This is a genomic window from Azospirillum ramasamyi (assembly GCF_003233655.1).
Classification (GTDB): Bacteria; Pseudomonadota; Alphaproteobacteria; order Azospirillales; family Azospirillaceae; genus Azospirillum; species Azospirillum ramasamyi.
Map to the genome: position 1 here is coordinate 345,119 of NZ_CP029830.1, position 21,636 is coordinate 366,754.

The window sequence follows — 21,636 nt, forward strand, 5'->3', positions numbered from 1 at the left end:
TCCCGAAGTCGGCGAACCCGAATTCAACGGGCCCAGGCTCACCTGGATGGGACGGGTGCCGGCTCGGGAAGCTGGATCCGGAAGCCCTTTTTCTTAGGTATGGGCAAACATAAACTCCCATAAGAACCCCTGCAAACATAAAAAGAGGCTTTATCCCGATACGCCCGGTCGGTCGGAGTCGAACCCACCGTGGGGGTGGCTTCCATGCCGAAATCGCTCTAACTCTTTCTTTCCGGCATGGCGGACATCCTTATTTTCCACGGCCTCCGCGCATCCTTATGTTTACAGAAATCGAAAGCATAACATAACATTGACAAGCCAAACGGGAATGTCCGCCTGCCGGCGCTCCCAGGGGTGAAGGCGCCTTCCGAGAATCTGAGGGAAAACAACATTTCATGGCGCCAGGCCGCACCAGGGGCCGAAAATAAGGGTGCCGATGGAGGAATGTATGAAGGGAGTGATTCAATGTGGGGGAAAGGGCATGCGGCTCCGCCCCTACACGATGGTCCTACCCAAGCCACTCATGCCTGTCGGATCGAAACCCGTCCTGGAGCTGCTGTTGAAGTGGCTTCGCCGCAACGGCGTCAAGGACGTCTACATCACCACGGGGTATCTCGGCCACCTGATCCGCACCGTGTGCGGCGATGGCCGCCAGTGGGGCATGAATATCCATTACACCGAAGAGATGGAACCGCTTGGAACGGTAGGGGCGCTGCAACTCCTGAAGGAGCAGTTGGACGAAACCTTCCTGGTCATCAACGGCGACGTGCTGACCGACCTCAACCTTGACGCTTTTTCCGACCACCACCGGCGAAAGGGCGCGATGCTGACCATAGCCACATCGAGCCGGACCATTCAGACCGATTTCGGCATCATCGAGGAAGCCGGCAATTTCGTCACCCGGTTCCAGGAAAAGCCGTCCCTGTCGCATCTGGTCAGCATGGGCGTCTACTGCATGGAGCCCGACGTGCTGTCCTACATCCCCGTCGGGGTGCCGTTCGGGTTCGACAACCTGATGTCCTGCATGATGGCGTCGCGCGAACCCGTCGCCACCTTCCAGCATGGCGGGCTGTGGCTCGACATCGGCCGGGTCGACGACTTCCAGAAGGTCCAGGAAATGACGTGGGACGAGCAGTGGTCGGCGTTCGAGACCCGCGCCGTCGCATGATCGCCGCGTGATCGCCGACTGACCGCCGCGCGGTGAAGACCGCGCAAGCCGCCGGCCCGCAATCCCGGACCCCGGAGTGACGTCATGCTGCTGGTAGCCAAGCCCATCCTGGGCGAGGAGGAGAAGGCTGCGCTCGCCGCCGTCATTGAGGACGGCTGGATCACCATGGGCGAGCGCGTGCGTGCTTTCGAACGGGCGTTCGCCGACATGCACGACGCGCGGGATGCGGTGGCGGTGTCCTCCTGCACCGCCGGCCTGCATCTGGTGCTCGCCGCCCTGGGCCTCGGGCCGGGAGACGAGGTTCTGGTGCCGTCGATGACCTTCGTCGCGACCGCAGCCAGCGTCCTGCATGTCGGGGCGACCCCGGTCTTCGTGGACATTGAGCGGCTGGACCTGCCGCTGATGTCGCTGTCCGACGCCGCCGCAAAATGCACCGGGCGCACCCGCGCGGCGATCCTGGTGCATTACGCGGGATATCTTCCAGACCGCGAGCGCTGGCGCGCCTTCGCCCAGGCGCGCGGCGTGACGCTGATCGAGGACGCCGCGCACGCCGCCGGGCTGCCAGGGGTCGGCACCATCGGCGACGCCGCCGTCTTCAGCTTCTACGGCAACAAGAACATGACGACCGCCGAGGGCGGCATGATCGTCGCCCGCGATGATGCGATGCGGGGCGATGCGATGCTGGAACGCGTCCGCATGCTGCGCGCTCATGGGATGACCAGCGGCGCGCGGCAACGGCTGACGGGGCACGCCAGCGGCTACGACGTCACGATGCTGGGCTACAATTACCGGATGGACGAGTTCCGCGCCGCCATCGGGCTGGTGCAGCTCGCCAGGCTGCCGGAATGGAACGCCCGGCGGCAGGCGCTGACGGAGCGCTATCGCCGGGTGCTGGAGTCGGACTGCCCCGACCTCGCCCTGCCCTTTCCGCAACCGCGCCCGTCGGCAAACCACATCCTGCCGGTTCTGCTGCCAGCGACGGTCGACCGGCAAGGCATCATGGACGACCTTCGCGCCGAGGGGATCCAGACCAGCGTCCATTACGCGCCGGTCCACCGGTTCACGTTCTACCGTCAGCGCTTCCCCGAGGTGACTCTGCCGCTGACCGAGGAGTTCGCACGGCGCGCGCTGAGCCTGCCGCTGCACCCGGACATGGACGATGACGACGTCGACAGGGTCGCGCGGGCGCTGGCCCGCGCGCTGGCCAAACAACGCGAGACGATGCCGCCATGATCAGCAATTTCCAAGCTGCGGCCAGAACGGCTGCCCTCGCCTCCCCCGCCCGGTCCACCCCCGCCACCACGATTCCGAGGAGAATCTTCGACATAGCGATGGCGCTGACCGGTTTTATTGTTTTCTTACCGATACTCATCCCGGTGGTGATCGCCATCCGCCTGGATTCGTCCGGCCCGATCCTGTTTTCCCAGGACCGGCTGGGACAGAACGGACGCTTGTTCCGTCTGTACAAGTTCCGCAAATTCCGCCAGGGCTGCCACGGCCGGGCGGTGACGCTGAAGGGCGACGACCGCATGACGCGGGTCGGCCGTTTTCTGGAGCGCACCAAGATCGACGAGGTGCCGCAGCTCTGGAACGTACTGCGCGGCGACATGGCCGTGGTCGGGCCGCGCCCGGAAACGCTGGACTTCGCGGATTGCTTCGACGGTCCCTTCGCCGCCGTGCTGGACCATCGCCCCGGCATTTTCGGCCCCAACCAGGTCTATTTCCGCAACGAATGCCGGCTGTACCCGGAGAACGTCGACCCGCACGCCTTCTACCGCGCGGTTCTCTTCCCGGCGAAGGCCCGTGCCGATCTGGAGTATTTTCCGCACCGCCGCCTCGATCAGGACATCGTCTGGGTCGTGCGGGGCGTGCTGGCCGTGCTCGGCATCGGCCTGCCCGTCGAGCAGGCGCTGGACCGGTTGAGAGCCCCGCAGGCCCGGCCGTCGGATCGGGAGCGGCGGCCGGAGTAGCCCGTCGCCGCGTTCATGTCTTTTGTTTTCTTTTTGAAATAATGCGCTTCGCCTTTCCTGGCCGAGAGCCTTCCTGACGGAGAAAAGGCACGCGCATCGACGGGGGTGATGATGTACCAGTTGGACAATCCAACGACCGACGCACACGGCCGCCGTCAGCCCCAATTGCGGGTGTCCGGCCGGCGGGAGGCGACGCAAAGCCCCGACATCGACGGGCTGCTGCAGAAGTACCTGAACCGGACGGCCACGGTCGCGGTGGTGGGGCTCGGCTATGTCGGCCTGCCCCTGTCGCTCACCGCCTGCGAGGCCGGCTACCGCATCCTCGGTTACGACATCGACGCGGCCACGGTCGATCGCCTGAACGGCGGGCACAGCCCGTTGAACCACATCACCGACGCCCGCATCGGCCAGGCCATCGCTGACGGACGCTTCCTGGCGACCGTGGACGACGCAAGCTTCGCCGAGGCCGATGCCATTCTGATCTGCGTGCCGACCCCGCTCGGCCCCCACCACGAACCCGACCTGACCTTTGTCGAGGCGTCCGCGCGCAGCATCGCGCCGCATCTGCGCCCCGGCCATCTGGTCGTTCTGGAATCCACCACCTATCCCGGCACCACGCGCGACGTGGTGAAGCCGATCCTGGAGGCCGGCGGGCTCGTGGCCGACGTCGATTTCTTCCTGGCCTACTCGCCCGAGCGCGAGGATCCCGGCAACACCGATTTCGCGACGGCGCGGATCCCCAAGGTGGTGGCGGGTGACGGCGACGCGGCGCTGCGGCTGGCGGTGGCGCTCTACGACCAGTTCGTCGTCGGCACCGTGCCCGTCTCCTCGCTGGAGACGGCGGAGGCGGTGAAGCTGACCGAAAACATCTTCCGCGCGGTGAACATCGCGCTCGTGAACGAATTGAAGATCGTCTACGACCGGCTGGGCATCGACATCTGGGAGGTGATCGAGGCGGCGAAGACCAAGCCCTTCGGCTTCATGCCCTTCTATCCCGGTCCGGGGCTTGGCGGCCACTGCATCCCGATCGACCCCTTCTACCTGACCTGGAAGGCGCGCGAGCTGGGCATCAGCACCCGCTTCATCGAGCTGGCGGGCGAGGTGAACGCCAACATGCCGGCCTATGTCGTCCATCGCCTGCGCGAGGAGCTGGACCGCCGCTTCCGCAAGGGCCTGTCGGGCGCCCGCATCCTGGTGGTCGGGCTGGCCTACAAGAAGAACGTGTCCGACCTGCGGGAAAGCCCGGCGCTGACGGTGATGGAGCTGCTGGATGCCGCCGGAGCCAAGGTCGACTATTACGACCCGTTCTTCCCGGTGATCCCGCCGACGCGCCAGCACGCCAATCTCGCCGGCAAGGCCTCGGTGCCGTTCGAGGATTACACGCTGACCCGCTATGACGCGGCGATGATCGTCACCGATCATTCCGGCATCGATTATTCCAAGCTGCTGCGCCTGTCCAAGCTGGTGCTCGACACGCGCAACGCCGTGGGCGCGCTGGGGCTTGTCGATTTCCGCGACGTGATGGTCAAGGCATGACGACGATGATGGAAACATCCTCCCCGCGCGTCGCGGTGGTCGGCTGCGGCTATTGGGGCATCAACCTCGTCCGCAACTTCCACGCCATCGGCGTGCTCGCCGCGATCGGCGAGGCGGCCCCGGCCCGCGCGGCGGAGGTTTCCGGCCAGTTCGGCGTCCCCGCCCTGCCGATCGACGCGATCCTGGCCTCTCCCGATATCGACGCGGTGGTGCTGGCGACCCCGGCCGAGACCCACGCCGCCCTGGCATTGCGCGCCATCGACGCCGGCAAGCACGTCTTCGTGGAAAAGCCGCTGGCGCTGGCCGAGGAGGACGCCGACAAGGTGCGCCGGGCGGCCGAGGCGCGCGGCCGCGTCGTGATGGTCGGGCATCTGCTGCAATACCACCCGGCGTTCCTGCGGCTGAAGCAGCTGGTCGCAGACGGCCAGTTGGGGCGGCTGCGCCACATCTATTCGAACCGCCTGAACCTCGGCAAATTCCGCCGCAAGGAGGACGTGTTCTGGAGCTTCGCGCCCCATGACATCTCGATGATCCTGGCGCTTGCCGGCGACCGGCCGGACAGCGTCCAGGCCGTGGGGCACAGCTATCTCTACAACGGCATCGCCGACGTCACCACCACGCACATGACGTTCGGCAACGGCATCAGCGCCCATGTCTTCGTGTCGTGGCTGCACCCCTACAAGGACCAGAAGCTCGTCGTCGTCGGCGATTCGGGAATGGCGGTGTTCGACGATTCCCGGCCCTGGGCGGAAAAGCTGATCCACTACCCGCACAAGGTCGCCTGGCGCAACGGCATGCCGGAGCCGGCCAAGGCCGAAGCGAACCCCATCGAGATCCTCCCGGCCGAGCCGCTGCGCCTGGAATGCCTGCATTTTCTGGAATGCATCCTCGAGAACAAGCGCCCACGCACCGACGTGGCCGAAGCGATCGGCGTGCTGAGCGTCCTCGACGCCGCGCGGCGGTCGATGATTTCCGGCATGCGGGCCATGCTGAAGGACGAAGCGGCGGCGCCGGAAGCGCCGGCCTATTTCGCCCATCCGACCGCCTGCATCGATGACGGGGCGGCGGTGGGCGCCGGGACGAAGATCTGGAACTTCAGCCACATCCTGAAGAACACGGCGATCGGGCGCGACTGCATCATCGGCCAGAACGTGATGATCGGCCCCGACGTGACGGTCGGCGACCGCTGCAAGATCCAGAACAACGTCAGCCTCTACACCGGCGTCATTCTGGAGGATGGCGTGTTCTGCGGCCCGTCCTGCGTCTTCACCAACGTGAACAACCCGCGCGCCGAGATCGAGCGCAAGAATGAATTCCGCCCGACCCATGTCGGACGCGGCGCCACCATCGGCGCCAATGCCACCATCGTCTGCGGCCACAGCCTGGGCGCCTATTGCTTCGTCGCGGCGGGGGCCGTGGTGACCAGGGACGTGCCGCCGCACGCGCTGGTGGCCGGCAACCCAGCCCGTTGGATCGGCTGGGTCAGCCACGCCGGCGAACGGCTGGGCGACGACCTGGTCTGCCCGCGCACCGGCACCCGCTACCGTCTCGACGGCCAGGGCCAACTGGCCGAGATCGTCGAAACCAGCAGGATCGCCTGAACGGCCGATCACCGGAAAGGAGAGGACACGGCATGACCGATTCCACAGCCATGCGCCGTCCCGTCACCTTCATCGACCTTGCCCGGCAGCAGCAGGGCATCCGCGCGACGCTCGAATCCGCCATCGCCCGCGTCCTCGACCATGGCCATTACATCATGGGGCCCGAGGTCGCGGAGCTGGAAGGCCGGCTCTCCCTGTTCTGCGGGGCCCGTCACACAATCACCTGCGCCAACGGCACCGACGCGCTGCTGCTGGCCCTGATGGCCAAGGGCTTGAAGAGCGGCGAGGCGGTCGTCGTCCCCAGCTTCACCTTCTGCGCCACGGCGGAGGCGGTGTGCGCGCTGGGCGGCGTGCCGATCTTCGCCGACGTGACGGAGGACAGCTTCAACCTCGACCCCGGCAGCCTGAAGCGGGCGATCGCCACGGCGCGAGAGCAGGGATTGACGCTGGCCGGCGTCATCACGGTCGATCTGTTCGGCCGGCCCGCCGACTATGACGCCATCGAACCCCTGGTGCGCGAGAACGGCCTGTGGCTGGTCTGCGACGCGGCGCAGGCGTTCGGCGCGGTGCATCGGGGCCGTCCCGTCGGCACCATCGGCGACATCACCACCACCAGCTTCTTCCCGGCCAAGCCCCTGGGCTGCTACGGCGACGGCGGGGCGGTCTTCACCGACGACGACGAGACGAACGCGGTCCTGCGGTCGCTGCGCGTCCACGGCCAGGGCGCCGACAAATACGACAATGTCCGCATCGGCATGAACGGCCGGCTGGACACGATCCAGGCGGCAATCCTGCTGGAGAAGCTCGCCATCTTCCCGGCGGAGCTGGAAGCGCGCGCCCGGATCGCCGAGCGCTACGCCACGCTGCTGCCGGATGGATTGGAACGTCCGTCCCTGCCGCCCGGCACGACCTCCGCCTGGGCGCAATACACGGTGCGGACGGCGTCGCGCGACGCGGCGATGGCGCGGATGAAGGAACAGGGGGTGCCGTCGGCTGTCTACTACGCCACGCCGCTGCACCGCCAGACGGCGTACCGGCATTATCCCATGGCCGGCGGCGGCCTGCCGGCGACCGAACGGCTGTCCGCCACGGTGTTGAGCCTGCCCATGCATCCGTATCTGACAGAAGACGATCTGCGGCACGTCGCCGCCAGCCTCGGCGCCGTTCCGGCGGCGGCTCGGACGGCTGCGGCCCGGGCAGCGGCCGAATGACCGGCGATCCCGCCCCCGGAACTGGCTTATCGGCATGAAGATCCTGCTCATCAACCATTATGCCGGTTCCGACCGCATGGGGATGGAGTACCGGCCCTTCTATCTCGCCCGCGAATGGGCGGCGGACGGCCATGCGGTGACGGTGCTCGGGGCGAGCTTCTCCCACCTGCGCCGGATTCAACCGGAGATCCGCGCCGACCATGAGGTGACGGTGGAGGACGGCGTGCGGTTCCGCTGGCTGCGCACCCGCCCCTATCAGGGCAACGGTTCCGGCCGGGTGGTCAACATGCTGACCTTCGTGGGAAAGCTGCTGACCGACGCCCGCCGCATCGCGCGGGAAGAGCGGCCGGACGTGGTCATCTGCTCCTCCACCTACCCGCTCGACATCTATCCCGGCGCGCGGATCGCGCGGGCGGCGCGGGCGCGGCTGGTGTTCGAGGTGCATGATCTGTGGCCGCTGACGCCGGTGTTGCTCGGCGGCTATTCACGGCGGCACCCCTACATCATGATGCTTCAGGCGGCCGAGGATTTCGCCTGCCGCAACGCCGACCGGGTGGTGTCGATCCTGCCCGACGCCTGCGGCTACATGGTCGGGCGCGGGCTGGAGCCGGCGAAATTCGCGCATGTCCCGAACGGCATCCCGATCGCGGCGCTGCAAGCCGCCGTCCCGGACGACCTGCCCCCGGACATCGCCGCCCGGATCGCGGAGGAACGCGCAAAGGGCCGCTTCCTGGTCGGCTATGCCGGCGGCATCAACCCGTCGAACCCGGTCGAGGCGATCCTGGACGGCGCCGCATTGCTGGCCGGAGAGCCGGTCTCGTTCATCCTGGTCGGCGACGGCTCGTCCGCGCCGGAACTTCGCGCCAGGGTCGGTCAGCTGGGCCTGGACAATTTCCATCTGGCCGGGCCGATCCCGAAATGGACCGTGCAGCGCTTCCTGACGGAGATGGACGCGCTCAGCATGCCGTGGCGGCGCAGCCCGCTGTATCGCTACGGCGTGTCGCCGAACAAGATGTTCGACTACATGCTGGCCGCGCGGCCCATCGTGCAGAGCTGCGACGCCAGCAACGACCTCGTGCGGGACGCGCAGTGCGGCATCACGGTCCCGCCCGAGGATCCGGCCGCCTACGCCGACGCCATCCGCCAGCTCATCCAACTGCCCCAGGCCGAGCGCCTGCGGCTGGGAGAGAACGGGCGCCGTTTCGTCGAACAGCACCATGACTACCCGATCATCGCATCCCGGTTCATCGCCGCGCTGGGTCCGGCCTGACCGGCGGGCCTGATTGGCGGTCGTCCCACCCGGGAAAAAGGCGTCGGCGCTCATCGACAGGAAGACGGATCCGGGAAACGAGGGGACAAGCGAGGAACCAAACCGATGGATGATCACGTCATTTCCGCCGAAACGGGCGCCACGGCCTTGGACCTCGGCACGGACACGCGCCGCCCGGTGGTCTGCGTGCAGGGGCTGGGTTTCGTCGGCTCCGCCATGTCCGTCGCCATCGCCAACGCGCGAGAATGCCGGGCCGGCGGCGGGCCGCTCTATTCCGTGATCGGCGTCGATCTGCCGACCGAGGCCGGACGCCAGCGCACGGCCGCCATCAACCGCGGGGAGATGCCTTTTCCCGGCGGCGATCCGCAACTGGACGCGGCCCTGGCCCGCGCGCATGAGGCGGGAAACCTGAGCGCCACCGACGATCCCGAGGTGTTCCGCCTGGCCGACATCGTGCTGGTGGACATCAACCTGGACATCGACTGGGCGGCGCCGTTGCCGGAGGTCCGTTTCGGTCCCCTGCTGCGCGCGATGGACGATCTCGGCAGCCGCCTGCGCCCCGGCGCGCTGGTGATCGTCGAGACGACCGTTCCGCCCGGCACCTGCGAGCGGGTCATCGCCCCGCGCCTCGCCATGGCGCTGAAGGCGCGCGGCTTGCCGGAGGATGCCATCCTGCTGGCCCATTCCTACGAGCGGGTGATGCCGGGGGCGCAATACTACAACTCCATCGTCAATTACTGGCGGGTCTACGCCGGAATGACGCCGGAGGCCGCCGACGCCTGCCAGCGCTTCCTCGGCACCGTCATCAACACCGATGCCTACCCGCTGACCCGGCTGGGATCGACCACCGCGTCGGAGACGGCGAAGGTGCTGGAGAACGCCTATCGGGCGACGACCATCGCCTTCATGGAGGAATGGGGCCGCTTCGCCGAGGCGGTGGGCATCGACCTGCACGAGATCGTCGGCGCCATTCGCAAGCGCCCTACCCACGCCAACATGCGTCAGCCCGGCTTCGGCGTCGGCGGCTATTGCCTGACCAAGGATCCGCTGTTCGGCGCGGTGGCGGCGCGCACCCTGTTCGACCGGCCCGATCTGGTCTTTCCCTTCTCGTCGGACGCCGTGCGCATCAACAGCGCCATGCCGCTGGTGGCGCTGGGCAAGCTGCGCGAGCGGTTCGGCGGCGCGCTCGCGGGGCGGCGCATCCTGCTGCTGGGCATCAGCTACCGCGAGGATGTGGGAGACACCCGCCACGCGCCGTCCCAGACCTTCGTCGAGGCCGCCGAGCGGGAGGGCGCCGTGGTGACGGCGCATGATCCGCTCGTCACCCATTGGACCGAACTCGACCGGCCGGTGCCGGGGGATCTGCCGCAGGCCGCAAAATTCGACGCCGTCGTCTTCGCCCAACCGTCCGACACCTATCGCCGGCTCGACCTCGCCGCGTGGCTGGACGGAGCGGCGGTGGAGATCATCGACGCCAACAACGTTCTGACCGACGGGCAGCGCCGCCAACTGCGCGATTCGGGTCGCGGCTTCACCAGCATCGGACGGGGATGATCATGCGGAAACTGCTCGTCACCGGCGGGGCCGGCTTTATCGGATATCACCTCGCCCGCAGCCTGATCGCGCGCGGCGACGCGGTGGACATCCTCGACAATCATGGGCGCGGCGTACGCGACGGCGCCCTGCTGGAGCTTCTGGCCCGGCCCAACATACGGATGCTGGAGGCCGATTTGTGCCGCCCCGGCCTTGCCGGGGAACTGGACGCCGATTACGACGTCATCGTCCATCTCGCCGCCATCATCGGGGTCGCGCATGTCCGCGCACGTCCCTACGAGGTTCTGACGGCCAATGTCGCGATGCTGGAAACCGCCCTGGCCCTGGCCCGGCGGCAGAATCGGCTGAGCCGCTTCGTCTTCGCATCCACCAGCGAGATCTATGCCGGCACGCTCCATTCCTTCGGCATTCCCATACCGACGCCGGAGAGCACGCCATTGACCGCCGGCGATCTGGCCGAGCCGCGGACCTCCTACATGCTGTCGAAGCTGTACGGCGAGGCGCTGTGCCGCTTCTCCGGCGTGCCCTTCACCATCTTGCGCTTCCACAACGTCTATGGTCCGCGCATGGGGATGTCGCATGTGATACCGCAATTGCTGGAAAAGGCCCACCGCCTGCCCGCCGGGGAGGAACCGCTGGTGGTGGCCAGCGTCGATCACCGCCGGTCCTTCTGCTACGTCGACGACGCGGTGGAGCAACTGCTGCGCATGGCGGCCCTGCCCGCCTGCGCCAACGACACCTTCAACATCGGCACCCAGTCGCCCGAGGTGCGGATCGGCGATCTGGCGCGGGTGATCCTGGATTGCGTGGGCCGCGGCAACCCGGTCGTGGCGGGGCCGGAAACGCCGGGTTCGCCGTCCCGCCGCGCTCCCGACATGACCAAGGCCATCGCGGCGACCGGCTACCGGTCCCGCGTCGATCTGGCCGACGGGGTGCGGTTGACCTATGACTGGTACCGCGACCATGTGTTCGAAAACACCGAGCTTTGCGCGGTGTAGCGCGGCCCCGCTCCCCTATTCTCATTCATTTCCGCCCGCTGTGGCCCGCCCTTCGGACGGCAGGCCGGCGGGCTGGGAGGATGCGCGCGGTTGAAGCGGGGCGATCCGTTCGTAGAGCCGCATCAGTTCGCGTTCCTCATTGGTCCAATTATACAGCGACTTCACGACTTCCCGGCCGCGCCTGCCCATGGCTTCGGCCTCGGCCGGATGGGCGAACAGCCATTCGATGGCGGCGGCAATGGCGGCGGGGTTCTGGGGCGGCACGCACAGGCCGCAGCGGTGCCGCTCGACGATGCCACGGTGGTAGGGGAAGTCGGCGGTTATCACCGGTATGCCGGCGGCCATGTATTCGAACAGCTTCACCGGCTGCGTGTCGAAATAATTCTGGGTCGGGTAGTAAAGCGCGATGCCGACCTTGCTCTCGCCCAGCAGGCGCTGCACCCCGGCGCGATCCAGCCGGCCGCGATAATCCACGCGCGGCCACCCCGGCGAGGCCTCCATCCGTTGCCGCATTGCCGTCGTTTCGATGCTGCCGGCCAGCAGCAGGCGGGCATCGGGGAAATTGCGGACCAGCCCGAGCGCGTCGACCATCTCCGCCGCGCAACGGTCGGCGCAGATGGTGCCGACGAAGGCGACGCCCCGGCGCCGTTCGAAGGGGATGCCGGCTTCGGCCGCGAATTCGCTGAACAGCGCGAAGTTCTGCACCAGAACCGTCCGGTCCGCGGGAAAGCGCCGGGCGATGGTGGGGGTGGCGGCGACGACGCCGGACATGGTCCGTCCGGCGGTCCACTCCACGGCCGACGCCACCGACGCGATGGAAGCGCGCAGCGCGGGCGGGATCCAGGTGCGGGTCAGGATGTCGCGCGGCAGATCCTCGTGGACGTCGTAGACCACCCGCTTTCCCAGCGCGCGGAGCAGCAGCCCGGCGGGGATCAATTCGGGATCGTGAAAATGATAGACGTCCGCCTTGCGCTTCAGCCCGGCGCGCAGGACGGCCGTGGTGGTGGACAGCAGCCGCCTCACCAGACCCGGCCGGCGGGGCACCGCCACGATGTCCACATCGTCCCGCCGAACGGCCCGTCCGTCGGTGGTGACGTGGCGGTTGTCGGGAATCACGAAAGACACATCGTACCCGGCCCGCGCCAGGCTGACGCATTCCTTGGTGAAGATGCGGGCGTCGTCGCCAAGATGGGTGGACGACAGATGGACGATTCTGATGGGGGTCGGCTGTGCGTTTGCCATACGATCGATTCCTTTCCCGGCCGCGCGGCCGGGCGGCGCGCCGGCGGTTCGCGTCGCGTTGCGTTCTGGAATTTCGCTTCGGATTTCGCTTCGGAAAGGCAGGTGATGTTGTCTTACCCTAGCGCCCCTGACCCGCCCGTTGAATCGCGCAGAAGACGAAGCCCGGTCCCATGCGCCTACGGGAAACCGCCATAAGGGTATGACCGGGTGCCGTTCATGGGCGGGTGACGCGCCTCTCTACCACCTTCTTTTCGCCTCCCGGGCATCCCTAATTTTCCATGTCCGCCGCCGCACTTCTTATGCTTACATGAGAAGAAAGCATAAGGGCGCGCATTTTTTCCGCGCCAGACAATTGGAGGGGCACCGGATGACGGCATTCGCGTTGGTCGGTTGCGGGCGCATCGCCAAGCGGCATGCGGATCTTCTTGCCGGCGGGCAGGTCGCGGGCGCGACCCTGGCGGCCGTGGCGGAGATCAAGGACGAACGCCGCACGGCCTTTTCCAGGGAATACGGCGTCCCCGGATTCGCCGATTACCATGACATGATGGAGACATTGGGCGACAGGATCGACGTGGTTTCCGTGCTGACGGAAAGCGGCAATCACGCCCGGCACACCATCGATCTCGCCCGTTACGGCAAGCACATCCTGGTCGAAAAGCCGATGGCGCTGACGCCGGCCGATGCCGAGGCGATGATCCAGGCCTGCGACATCGCCAACGTCAAGCTGTTCGTGGTGAAGCAGAACCGCTTCAACCTGCCGGTGATCCGCCTGCGGCAGGCCATCGAGGCCGGGCGTTTCGGCAAGATCGTCATCGGAACGGTACGGGTGCGCTGGTCGCGTCCACAGGCTTATTACGACCAGGATCCATGGCGCGGCACGCTGGCGATGGACGGCGGCGTCTTCGCCAACCAGGCCAGCCACCATGTGGATTTGCTGGAATGGCTGCTTGGTGAACCGGACAGCGTCTTCGCCAAGGCGCGCACGGCCCTCGTCGATATCGAGGCGGAAGACACCGGCGTCGCCCTGATCAGCTTCGCCAGCGGCGCCATCGGGGTGGTCGAGGCGACGACGGCGACGCGGCCGAAGGACCTGGAGGGGTCCATCTCCATCCTTGGCGAACGCGGCACGGTCGAGATCGGCGGCTTCGCCGTGAACGAGATGAAAATCTGGAACTTCGTGGACCAGGGGCCGGAGGACGAGGCCATCCTGCGCGAATGCCGGGAAATGCCGCCGGACGTCTACGGATTCGGGCACAAGCATTATCTCAGCAACGTCGTGGACTGCATCCAGCACAACGGCCGGGCGCTGGTCGATGGGCTGGAGGGCTACAAGTCGCTGGTCCTGCTGTCGGCCATCTATGAATCCATCGCCCAGGAGCAGGAGGTCCGGCTGCGGTTCCGCCCCCGCGTGTCCCGCCTCGGGCTGTGCGGTGCGGCACTGCCCGCCGCAGGAGTGTCCAGCAAATGACCACGGTCGCCACGCGGCAACGCGTTCCCTTCGTCAATCTCGGGCGGCAGCTGGAGCAACTGCGGCCCGACCTGATCGCCGCCTTCGAGATGGTGCTCGACAGCCGGGCCTTCATCAAGGGGCCACATGTGGCTGCGTTCGAGGCCGCCTTCGCCGAAGCCGTCGGCGTTCCCCATGCCGTCGGCTGCGCCAACGGCACAGCGGCGGTGTCGCTGGCGCTGCAGGCGGCGGGCATCGGCCCCGGCGACGAGGTGGTGGTGCCGTCCCTCACCTTCTTCGCCACGGGCGAGGCGGTCTGCCACGTCGGCGCCACCCCGGTCTTCTGCGACATCGATCCGGACAGCTACACCATCGATCCGCGCGCCCTGGAACGCTGCCTGACCCCGCGCACGCGCGCGATGGTTCCGGTGCATCTCTACGGCACGCCCTGCGACATGGATTCGCTGCTGGCCATCGCGGCCGACCATGATCTGGCCGTCATCGAGGATTGCGCGCAGGCGCATTTCGCAACCTATCGCGGGCGGATGGTGGGGGGCATCGGCACCGCCGGCAGCTTCAGCTTCTTCCCCGGCAAGAATCTGGGGGCGCTGGGCGACGCCGGAATGGTCGTGACGTCGGACGAGGATTTGGCGCGCAGCGTCGGCAAGCTCGCCGACCATGGACGGCTGTCGAAGTACGAACACGACGTGATCGGCTACAACCAGCGGCTCGACGGGCTGCAAGCGGCGCTGCTGAGCGTCAAGCTGCCGCATCTGGCGGACTGGACCGCGCGGCGCCGGCGGGTGGCCCGCCTTTACGACGCGCGGTTGCGCCCCGCCGGCATCAAGACCATCACGCCGCCGCCGGGCGCCGATCCGGTCCATCACCTGTACGTCATCGAGGTGGACGACCGCCCCGCCGTGGCGGCGCGGCTGGCCGGGATGGGCGTGGAGACCGGGGTGCATTACCCATGCCCGCTGCATCGGCAACCGGCCTTTCGCTCGCTGCACGGGGATAGAAGCCTGCCGCACGCGGAACGGGCGGCGGCGCGGGTTCTCAGCCTGCCGATCTGCGGCGAAATCACCGACGACGAGGCGGAGTATGTCTGCGACCGCGTGCTGGAGGTCGTCCGCTCCTGAAAGCCGGCAAGGAGGCGAACGGCGCCACAGAACGGCTCCTCAGGGGCGCAGGCGGCGAAGCGCTTCCCGTGCGGCGCCGTGCAGGCGGAAGGCGCGCAGGCTCCGTTTCAGAGCCGCGCGGACGGGCTCGGGAAGGAAGATCAGCGGAGGAGCCAGCCCGGCCTTCCGCGTTTTTCCGACCGCCACCGACCGGTCATAGGCGACGCGGCGGAACGATACGCGATGGTCCGCCAGGTCCAGAACGACGAAGCTCGCGCGGGGATCGCCGATGCGCGGTTCTCCGACCGTGCCGGGATTGAGCAGATAATACGCATCGTGGCGCAGCGCGATCTCGTCGCCGGACAGGCGCCGGATTTGGCCATCGCGGTATTCATGGAGCTCGGCGCGGTGGGTATGCCCATAGGCGCAGATCCGCGCGCCGGACGGATGGGCGGCCAACGCCTCGAAGCTCAACAGCCGTCGCTCGTCGTTGTCGAGGCGCACCAACTCGCACCCGAGGTCGGGATGGAGCGCGCCATGCACTGCCACGATCCGCCCGTCGATGCCGAGTTTCAGCGGCAGACCGGCCAGGAAGTCGCGGAGGTCGCCGTCCAGCCGCCGTCGCGTCCAGGCGATCGCACGGGCGGCGGTCAGGCCGAACCCTTCGGTCCCGATCTGCCCGGTGGCCGCCCGGTCATGGTTGCCGGCGACGCAGAGTGCGCCGGCCCGCCGCAGCAGGGCGGCGCATTCGGCCGGGTTGGTGTTGTAGCCGACGATGTCGCCAAGGCACAGGATGCGGTCCACCGCCTCCGCCTCGATCGCCAGCAGGGTCGCGCGCAATGCCTCTTCGTTGGCGTGGATGTCGGAAAGGATCGCGATCCTCATCCCTTCCTCACTTGGTCGACGGGCAGCGGGTGCGCCGCCCGCCCGCCGAAGCGGCGCCGGACCGCGCGGACCAGCATCCACAGCGGCGGCAGCGGGTCGTCGAACGCCATTGTCGATTTGGCCTTGCACCGGATCAGCCACGGCAGCCACTCCGACAGCGGCACGCCGGAGGCTCGGGCGGCAATGAAGTCGTTGGGCGCATGGCACCAGCACACGCCCGGCCGCGCGCGCGAGACCGCCGGCCGTGGCAGCCCGGCAAGATCGGCATAGACCAGCGCCGGCAGGTTGACCCCGGCCAAGGCGCCCGGCAGGTGCCAGAGGTTGAAGCGGGGGTTGACCTCCAGCAGGTGGAGCCGGCCGTCTGGCCCGCGCTTGAAATCGAACTTGGCGACGCCGCGCAGATCCAGCCGCTCGGTCAGGGAACGGCCGAGCGTCCGGACATCCGCCTCGTCGGTGATCGTCAGGGCGGTGGTGTGCCCATAGGCTTGCGGATAGGTGCGGATCTTCCGTCCGGTGAATTCGCCGGCGATGTCGCCCCTCCGGTCCACATAGACGTGATAGCTTTCGATGCGCGATTCCGGGCCTGGAATCAGCTCCTGGGCCAGAAAGTCCTGACCCGTTTCCGCCAGACACGGCCAGAGTTCCCGCAACGCCGCCGGGCTGTCGATCTGGTGCGCCTTGCCCGCCATGCCGATGTCGCTCCAGTTCCGGTCGCGCGTCGCCGGCTTGACGATCAGCGGAAAGCACAGATCGAGGTCGGGCGGCGTCGGGCCGATGGCCGGGCTCAGCCGCCGCGTCGCCGGCACCGGCAGGGCCAGCCGCTCCGCCAGCGCCTGGAACCGTACCTTATCGACGAGATCCTCGACCAACTCCGCGTCGGCGGCAATGAAATGGAAATGCTGCGCCAACAGGTTGCGATGGCGCGAAACGATCAGAAGCTGGGTGTCCTCCTCGTAGAAAAGCACGGGCGGTTCGTCTTGCGCCGCGCCGAACCGCAGCAGCTTCCCGACCAGACCGTCGGCATCCTCCGAGAAATCATTCCAGGGCAAGGTCGTCTCGGTGAAGCGCGAATGGACGGTCGGACCGTCCGGCGGAGCCACCGCCACGCAGCGCGCGCCGGCAAGACCGATCGGCCTCAGCAGATTCATGCTGCCCATGACGCATGCCAGCGCCTGTTTTTTGAACGCGCCGCTCTGTCCTCGATCCATGAAGCAGACTCCGGCTGGCAGAACTGTTCGAGGGTACGTGGAAACGTTTTAAAATCGCCGCGGGCACCCGTCGTCTCCGGCATCGTCCGGAAAGAGGTTCATCCTGCCAGGATTTGCAGGACCGGAAAAAGATCTTTTCCGGCAGTCTGCCAAGGGGGTGCCTCTTATCTTTTTTGCTTGAGCTTCCCTTCCGACCGGCGGGCGATCCGCCTATCCTGACGGATACGCTGTCCGGGTCCTGGCGGACACTATGGCCGGGCCGCACCGCGTTGTTCCATAAGACCGTCCCCCTTCGTGCGTGTTGATCGGCCCTCCGGTGGCGGCGCATAGTTGTCTTGCCGTTGTTTCCCGAGCGATAATGCGGAGCCCGCGATCTTTTCTTTTTATGCGGGCCGGGCTCCATGCGAGGCGGCACCGGGCCGGGCGATCCGAGCACACTCATCGAAGGACGGGGAGTTGAACATGGACGTTGGACGGAACGAAAACGGCTGCATGGCGCTGCCGTACCAATTGGACTACGCCACGTTCGGGGAGGACAGCTTCCGCAACATCCTCGACACCGTACTCGATGGCGGCTACCGGTTCTTGCGGTTCGACGAATCCATGGACGCAATTTCTCTGGAACGCAGGCGGGCGTTCCACCTGCGCCACGATGTCGATATTTCGCCGGCCATGGCCCTGCGTCTTGGCGAGATCGAGCGGGAGCATGGCGCCGTAGGAAACTTTTTCTTCCAGATAAACGCTGAAACCTATTCGTTCTTTGCCCATGAGACGCTTGAGACGATTCGCGATCTGCGGGGCATGGGGCATTGCGTCGGTCTTCACATCGACGAGTTGCTGATCGGTTCCGACGAGCGCGCCATCGAACGCACGCTCGACTGGGTGGTCGATCACGTCGTGGCGATCGACCGGGCGGTCAGTTTCCACCGTCCATCGGCGGCGGTGCTGGGCCGCCGCTACGCCGGTTTCATGAACTCCTACGACGAGCGTGTGTTCGACGCCGATTCCTACCTGTCCGACTCACGCCGCAGCCTCGCCTTCCTGGCGTCCCTGACGGACTGGATCGCGCAGGGACGGCCGCATATCCAACTGCTGCTGCATCCGGAATGGTGGCGCGAGGTCTCAAGCATCGACCAGTTCTGGACACTGTTGAAAGACCGGCGGACCGACCAGCTCCGCCGCTACATGCTTGGCAACTTCCCCAAGGTGTTCGCCGGAGTGCTGAGTCAAAACGGGGGGAAGCATCAGATTTAATAATGATTCCCGCAAAGCACCACGAAACCGGGCTGGATCCGCCATGAACGTCGCCATCCATCAGCCGAATTATTTTCCGTGGCTCGGCTATTTCGCCAAGATCGCCCAAGCCGACATCTTCATCTTTCTCGACGACGTGCAGTTGCCGCAGGGGCGCAGCTATGTTCACCGCACAATGGTCCACGGCAACGCGGACGGGGTCTGGCTGTCGGCGCCCATCCGCCGGGAAGAACGGCAGCCGATCAAGGATGTGCGCTTCGCCGACGACAACTGGCGTCACCGCCATCGAATGACGCTGCTGCACACCTACCGGAAAGCGCCCTTTTTCGATCCGGTCATGGCCATGCTGAACGGCATATTCGCCTTCGATACCGACAGCCTCAGCCGCTTCAACATGAACGCCGTGGCCTCGGTGGCCGATTATCTAGGTCTCGACTGCCGGTTCGAGCTGGCCAGCAGCTTCGGCGTAACCGCAGTCAGCGACGACCGACTGATCGCCCTGGTTCAGGTGGTGGGCGGAAACACCTACATATCGGGGGCCGGTGGGCAGAACTACCAGCATCCGGAGAAATTTGAGGAAGCCGGGATCGATTTGCAGGTGCGCCCCTACAAGCCCCTGCCCTATCGCCAAATCCATGACGGCTTCCTTCCCGGCCTGAGCGTTCTGGACGCCTTGTTCAATCTCGGTCCCGACGCGGTCCGGCAATTGTCGTACGAATCGGCGGCGACGCCATCTCCCTCCGTTTGATACCAATCTTTCATTGCAGAAGCAAAATCAGCAAAACAGCCTGTTTCTCACCACGCGGGTATTTCGATGAATGAAAAGTGCCGGGGCCACGCGATGCTGCATGCCTCCGGCAACGAGATAATCTTGCCAAAAGACCTTGGGCGTGCGTTATTGGTTACATTGCGCAGGGATGGAGCGAAGGCGCCGTGCCGGACGTGGGATGCCTCGAAAGGGGCGGCTACCGACAAGAGGTTCGGAACCTTCCTTGGACTTCGAGGACGATGGTCAAGCCACGCGAAAAAGGAAAGATTCCTCATACGGAATGGCCGACGATCCGGTCGCGTCACGCGGCGGGCCAATCGCTTGCGAGCATCGCTCGGGATTACGGATGCACGGGACCGGCCATCCGCTACATCGTCAATCGTCCGGCCGACGCCGATGGAATGGTCGGAACCGCTCCGCCGCCGCAGGGCGGCGACCTGTCCGATAACAACCAGCGGCCGGCCGCTGAAGCCACGCCCACGGATCAGAAAGCGCGTGTTCCCACGCGCAAAGACGACGCCCGGCCCGATGCGGCCGGCAGCGTTTCCGAAGCCGCGACGGCGGTACACGGCTTCGATGCCGAATTGCGCTGGCGGGTCAGCAGCGAAATCGCGTCGTTCCTCGCGGTATTCGATTCCTTCCTGACCGACAGCTCGCCGGAAACCTATGACCAGTTGCTCGGCGCCACCGACCGCCTGATGCGGGTGGCCGCGCGCACCCGCATTGAACTGGAACGCGCCCGCACATCCGAACACTCCCGCCTACGCCGGGGGCGTTCCAGCGGGCAACCCAAACGCGTCGTCTCGACCTGACCCGAACGCCGTAACGCCCGACCGCGGACAATGGCCGGAAATCGGCCCCTGCGGCATGGAGGCCCCACGCTTCATGCCGGAGTAGCCCCTTGTGGATCTTCCGTCTTTTGCTTTCACTGTTGCATTCTGCCTGCCGGCGTGCACCCAATAAGATAAAAAAAGAAGACGCATCGGGGAAACGCTGATCAAGGGGTCATGATGCGCCGGATCATCACGCCGACGAAGATGCCCGCCCGTTTGCTTGAGGTTTTCCGGGGAAATGGGGCCTTCTTCGGGCGCGTCAGCGGTGATGTTATGCGCATCTCCGGCGCCATCGGACTGGCTCAGATCCTCGCTTTCGCGGCGGCACCGCTGCTGACGCGGCTCTACGGCCCGGAAGCCTTCGGCCACTTCGCCGTGCTGGGCGCCTTGGTCAACATCCTGCTGCCGCTCATTTCGCTGCGCTACAATTGGGCCTTGCCGCTTCCCAGAGATGACGTCACCGCGCGCGAGATCCTGGCCCTCTGCCTGGTGGTGACGGCCGCATCCTCAGCCGTCGTCGCCGCGTTGGGAATGGCGGCGCAACAGGCGCTGGCCGGCTGGATCGCCGTGACCATGACGGACATCTGGTTGCTGACCGCCGCCCTTCTGATCACCGGTCTGCACGAGGTCATGACGGGTTGGCTGGTCCGCCACCAGATGTTCCAGCAGGTGGCGGGCGTGCGCTTCATCACGCTGCTGGGCGTCGTCGCCGGCCAGATCGGCTTCGGGGCGATCAATCCCGATGCGTCCAGCCTGCTTATGGGCCTGATCGGCGGCTATCTGCTCGGCTTCATTCGGGCCGCCTATCAATGCCGCGATGCCCTGCAGGAGAGTGTACGCGGCATTGAATTGGGCCGCCTGTGCCGCGCCGCCCTGGAGTACCGCCGCTTTCCCCTGCTCACCACCCCGTCGAGCATCGTCAGCGGCATCAGTTCGCAGGTCCCCAATCTGGTTCTGCCGTCGCTGTATGGCATGGGGATGACCGGGCAATGGTCGCTGGCGCAGCGCGTGCTCTGGCAGCCCACCGCATTCATAGGGCAGGCGGTCAGCCAGGTTTTCTGGGGCAACGCGGCACGGCTGCAATGGGAGAACCCAAAGCGGTTGTGGCTGCTCTTCGTCTTCTTCAACGCCGGCCTGCTCGCGGTCATGGTGCCGGCGGTGGTGGTTCTCTGGCTCCCCGGAGACCTGTTCGTGTGGATCTTCGGTCCCAACTGGGGACAGGCCGGGCAGTTCGCCGCGATCATCGTTCTGTCCAGCTTCGTCGGCCTCGCCGCGCATGGCACGGAAAGCCTTCACGTCTACGGGCTGAACCATTGGATGCCGGGCTGGGAAACCTTCCGGCTGGTCCTGGTCGGCGGCGGGCTCGGCCTCGCCTGGTGGCTGGATCTGTCGGCGATGGGCTGCGTCGCCGCACTGAGCCTGGCCAACATCGTCGCCGACAGCAGCCTGCTCGCCCTCAACGCCGTCGCCATCCGGCGCATCCGGGCGCGGGCCGGACGCTCCGACACCGGACGGATGCCGGTGGCCAACCCTACCCGCTGATCGCAACCGTTCCGGTCTGCGGTTCCACGA

18 protein-coding genes are annotated in these 21,636 nt (G+C 66.6%); 15 read left to right on the top strand and 3 right to left on the bottom strand.

Going from position 1 to position 21,636, the window contains the following annotated elements:
- The first annotated feature begins 448 nt into the window (after positions 1-448).
- The 9 genes from DM194_RS14105 (at position 449) to DM194_RS14145 (ending at position 11,308) form a co-directional block, all read left to right on the top strand.
- Positions 449-1,168, top strand: coding sequence for a nucleotidyltransferase family protein (locus tag DM194_RS14105; RefSeq protein ID WP_111068674.1), 720 nt, complete (start codon positions 449-451; stop codon positions 1,166-1,168).
- A gap of 84 nt (positions 1,169-1,252) precedes the next feature.
- The gene (locus DM194_RS14110) at positions 1,253-2,401 is read left to right on the top strand and encodes a DegT/DnrJ/EryC1/StrS family aminotransferase (protein WP_111068227.1); all 1,149 of its coding nucleotides are present in this window, start codon (positions 1,253-1,255) and stop codon (positions 2,399-2,401) included.
- Between the two features lie 98 nt (positions 2,402-2,499).
- Positions 2,500-3,138: a sugar transferase gene (locus tag DM194_RS14115; protein ID WP_246024409.1), complete on the top strand. Its 639-nt coding sequence runs from the start codon at positions 2,500-2,502 to the stop codon at positions 3,136-3,138.
- A 171-nt stretch (positions 3,139-3,309) separates the two neighbouring features.
- On the top strand, positions 3,310-4,674 hold the full coding sequence (locus tag DM194_RS14120; protein ID WP_425457293.1) for a nucleotide sugar dehydrogenase: 1,365 nt from the start codon (positions 3,310-3,312) through the stop codon (positions 4,672-4,674).
- The gene (locus tag DM194_RS28960; protein ID WP_111068228.1) at positions 4,671-6,275 is read left to right on the top strand and encodes a Gfo/Idh/MocA family oxidoreductase; all 1,605 of its coding nucleotides are present in this window, start codon (positions 4,671-4,673) and stop codon (positions 6,273-6,275) included. Before DM194_RS14120 ends, DM194_RS28960 begins: the two co-directional genes overlap by 4 nt.
- 32 nt (positions 6,276-6,307) lie before the next feature.
- Positions 6,308-7,486, top strand: coding sequence for a DegT/DnrJ/EryC1/StrS family aminotransferase (locus DM194_RS14130; protein ID WP_111068229.1), 1,179 nt, complete (start codon positions 6,308-6,310; stop codon positions 7,484-7,486).
- A 34-nt stretch (positions 7,487-7,520) separates the two neighbouring features.
- Positions 7,521-8,756, top strand: coding sequence for a glycosyltransferase family 4 protein (locus tag DM194_RS14135; RefSeq protein WP_111068230.1), 1,236 nt, complete (start codon positions 7,521-7,523; stop codon positions 8,754-8,756).
- 105 nt (positions 8,757-8,861) lie between these two features.
- On the top strand, positions 8,862-10,310 hold the full coding sequence (locus DM194_RS14140) for a nucleotide sugar dehydrogenase (RefSeq protein ID WP_111068231.1): 1,449 nt from the start codon (positions 8,862-8,864) through the stop codon (positions 10,308-10,310).
- Between the two features lie 2 nt (positions 10,311-10,312).
- The gene (locus DM194_RS14145; RefSeq protein WP_246024403.1) at positions 10,313-11,308 is read left to right on the top strand and encodes an NAD-dependent epimerase/dehydratase family protein; all 996 of its coding nucleotides are present in this window, start codon (positions 10,313-10,315) and stop codon (positions 11,306-11,308) included.
- Positions 11,309-11,329: 21 nt separating this feature from the next.
- Here DM194_RS14145 and DM194_RS14150 read toward each other — a convergent pair whose 3' ends face one another.
- Positions 11,330-12,550 (bottom strand): glycosyltransferase family 4 protein, encoded by a 1,221-nt coding sequence (locus DM194_RS14150; protein ID WP_111068232.1) that lies wholly within the window; start codon positions 12,548-12,550, stop codon positions 11,330-11,332.
- A 367-nt stretch (positions 12,551-12,917) separates the two neighbouring features.
- Between DM194_RS14150 and DM194_RS14155 the strand changes: the two genes are divergently transcribed.
- Both DM194_RS14155 and DM194_RS14160 read left to right on the top strand, forming a co-directional pair.
- On the top strand, positions 12,918-14,018 hold the full coding sequence (locus tag DM194_RS14155; RefSeq protein WP_111068233.1) for a Gfo/Idh/MocA family protein: 1,101 nt from the start codon (positions 12,918-12,920) through the stop codon (positions 14,016-14,018).
- Positions 14,015-15,136 (top strand): DegT/DnrJ/EryC1/StrS family aminotransferase, encoded by a 1,122-nt coding sequence (locus tag DM194_RS14160; RefSeq protein WP_111068234.1) that lies wholly within the window; start codon positions 14,015-14,017, stop codon positions 15,134-15,136. Before DM194_RS14155 ends, DM194_RS14160 begins: the two co-directional genes overlap by 4 nt.
- A gap of 39 nt (positions 15,137-15,175) precedes the next feature.
- Here DM194_RS14160 and DM194_RS14165 read toward each other — a convergent pair whose 3' ends face one another.
- Together DM194_RS14165 and DM194_RS14170 are read right to left on the bottom strand one after the other, a co-directional pair.
- A complete protein-coding gene (locus DM194_RS14165) occupies positions 15,176-16,000 on the bottom strand; it encodes a metallophosphoesterase family protein (RefSeq protein ID WP_111068235.1) in 825 nt (274 codons plus the stop codon).
- Complete coding sequence (locus tag DM194_RS14170) at positions 15,997-17,208, bottom strand: carboxylate--amine ligase (protein ID WP_162630039.1); 1,212 nt, start codon at positions 17,206-17,208, stop codon at positions 15,997-15,999. Before DM194_RS14170 ends, DM194_RS14165 begins: the two co-directional genes overlap by 4 nt.
- 492 nt (positions 17,209-17,700) lie before the next feature.
- Between DM194_RS14170 and DM194_RS14175 the strand changes: the two genes are divergently transcribed.
- The 4 genes from DM194_RS14175 (at position 17,701) to DM194_RS14190 (ending at position 21,606) form a co-directional block, all read left to right on the top strand.
- Positions 17,701-18,462, top strand: coding sequence for a hypothetical protein (locus DM194_RS14175; RefSeq protein ID WP_111068237.1), 762 nt, complete (start codon positions 17,701-17,703; stop codon positions 18,460-18,462).
- A gap of 43 nt (positions 18,463-18,505) precedes the next feature.
- Positions 18,506-19,210 (top strand): WbqC family protein, encoded by a 705-nt coding sequence (locus DM194_RS14180; protein WP_111068238.1) that lies wholly within the window; start codon positions 18,506-18,508, stop codon positions 19,208-19,210.
- Between the two features lie 260 nt (positions 19,211-19,470).
- Positions 19,471-20,043: a hypothetical protein gene (locus DM194_RS14185; protein ID WP_111068239.1), complete on the top strand. Its 573-nt coding sequence runs from the start codon at positions 19,471-19,473 to the stop codon at positions 20,041-20,043.
- A 198-nt stretch (positions 20,044-20,241) separates the two neighbouring features.
- Complete coding sequence (locus DM194_RS14190) at positions 20,242-21,606, top strand: lipopolysaccharide biosynthesis protein (RefSeq protein ID WP_162630040.1); 1,365 nt, start codon at positions 20,242-20,244, stop codon at positions 21,604-21,606.
- Positions 21,607-21,636: the final 30 nt, after the last annotated feature.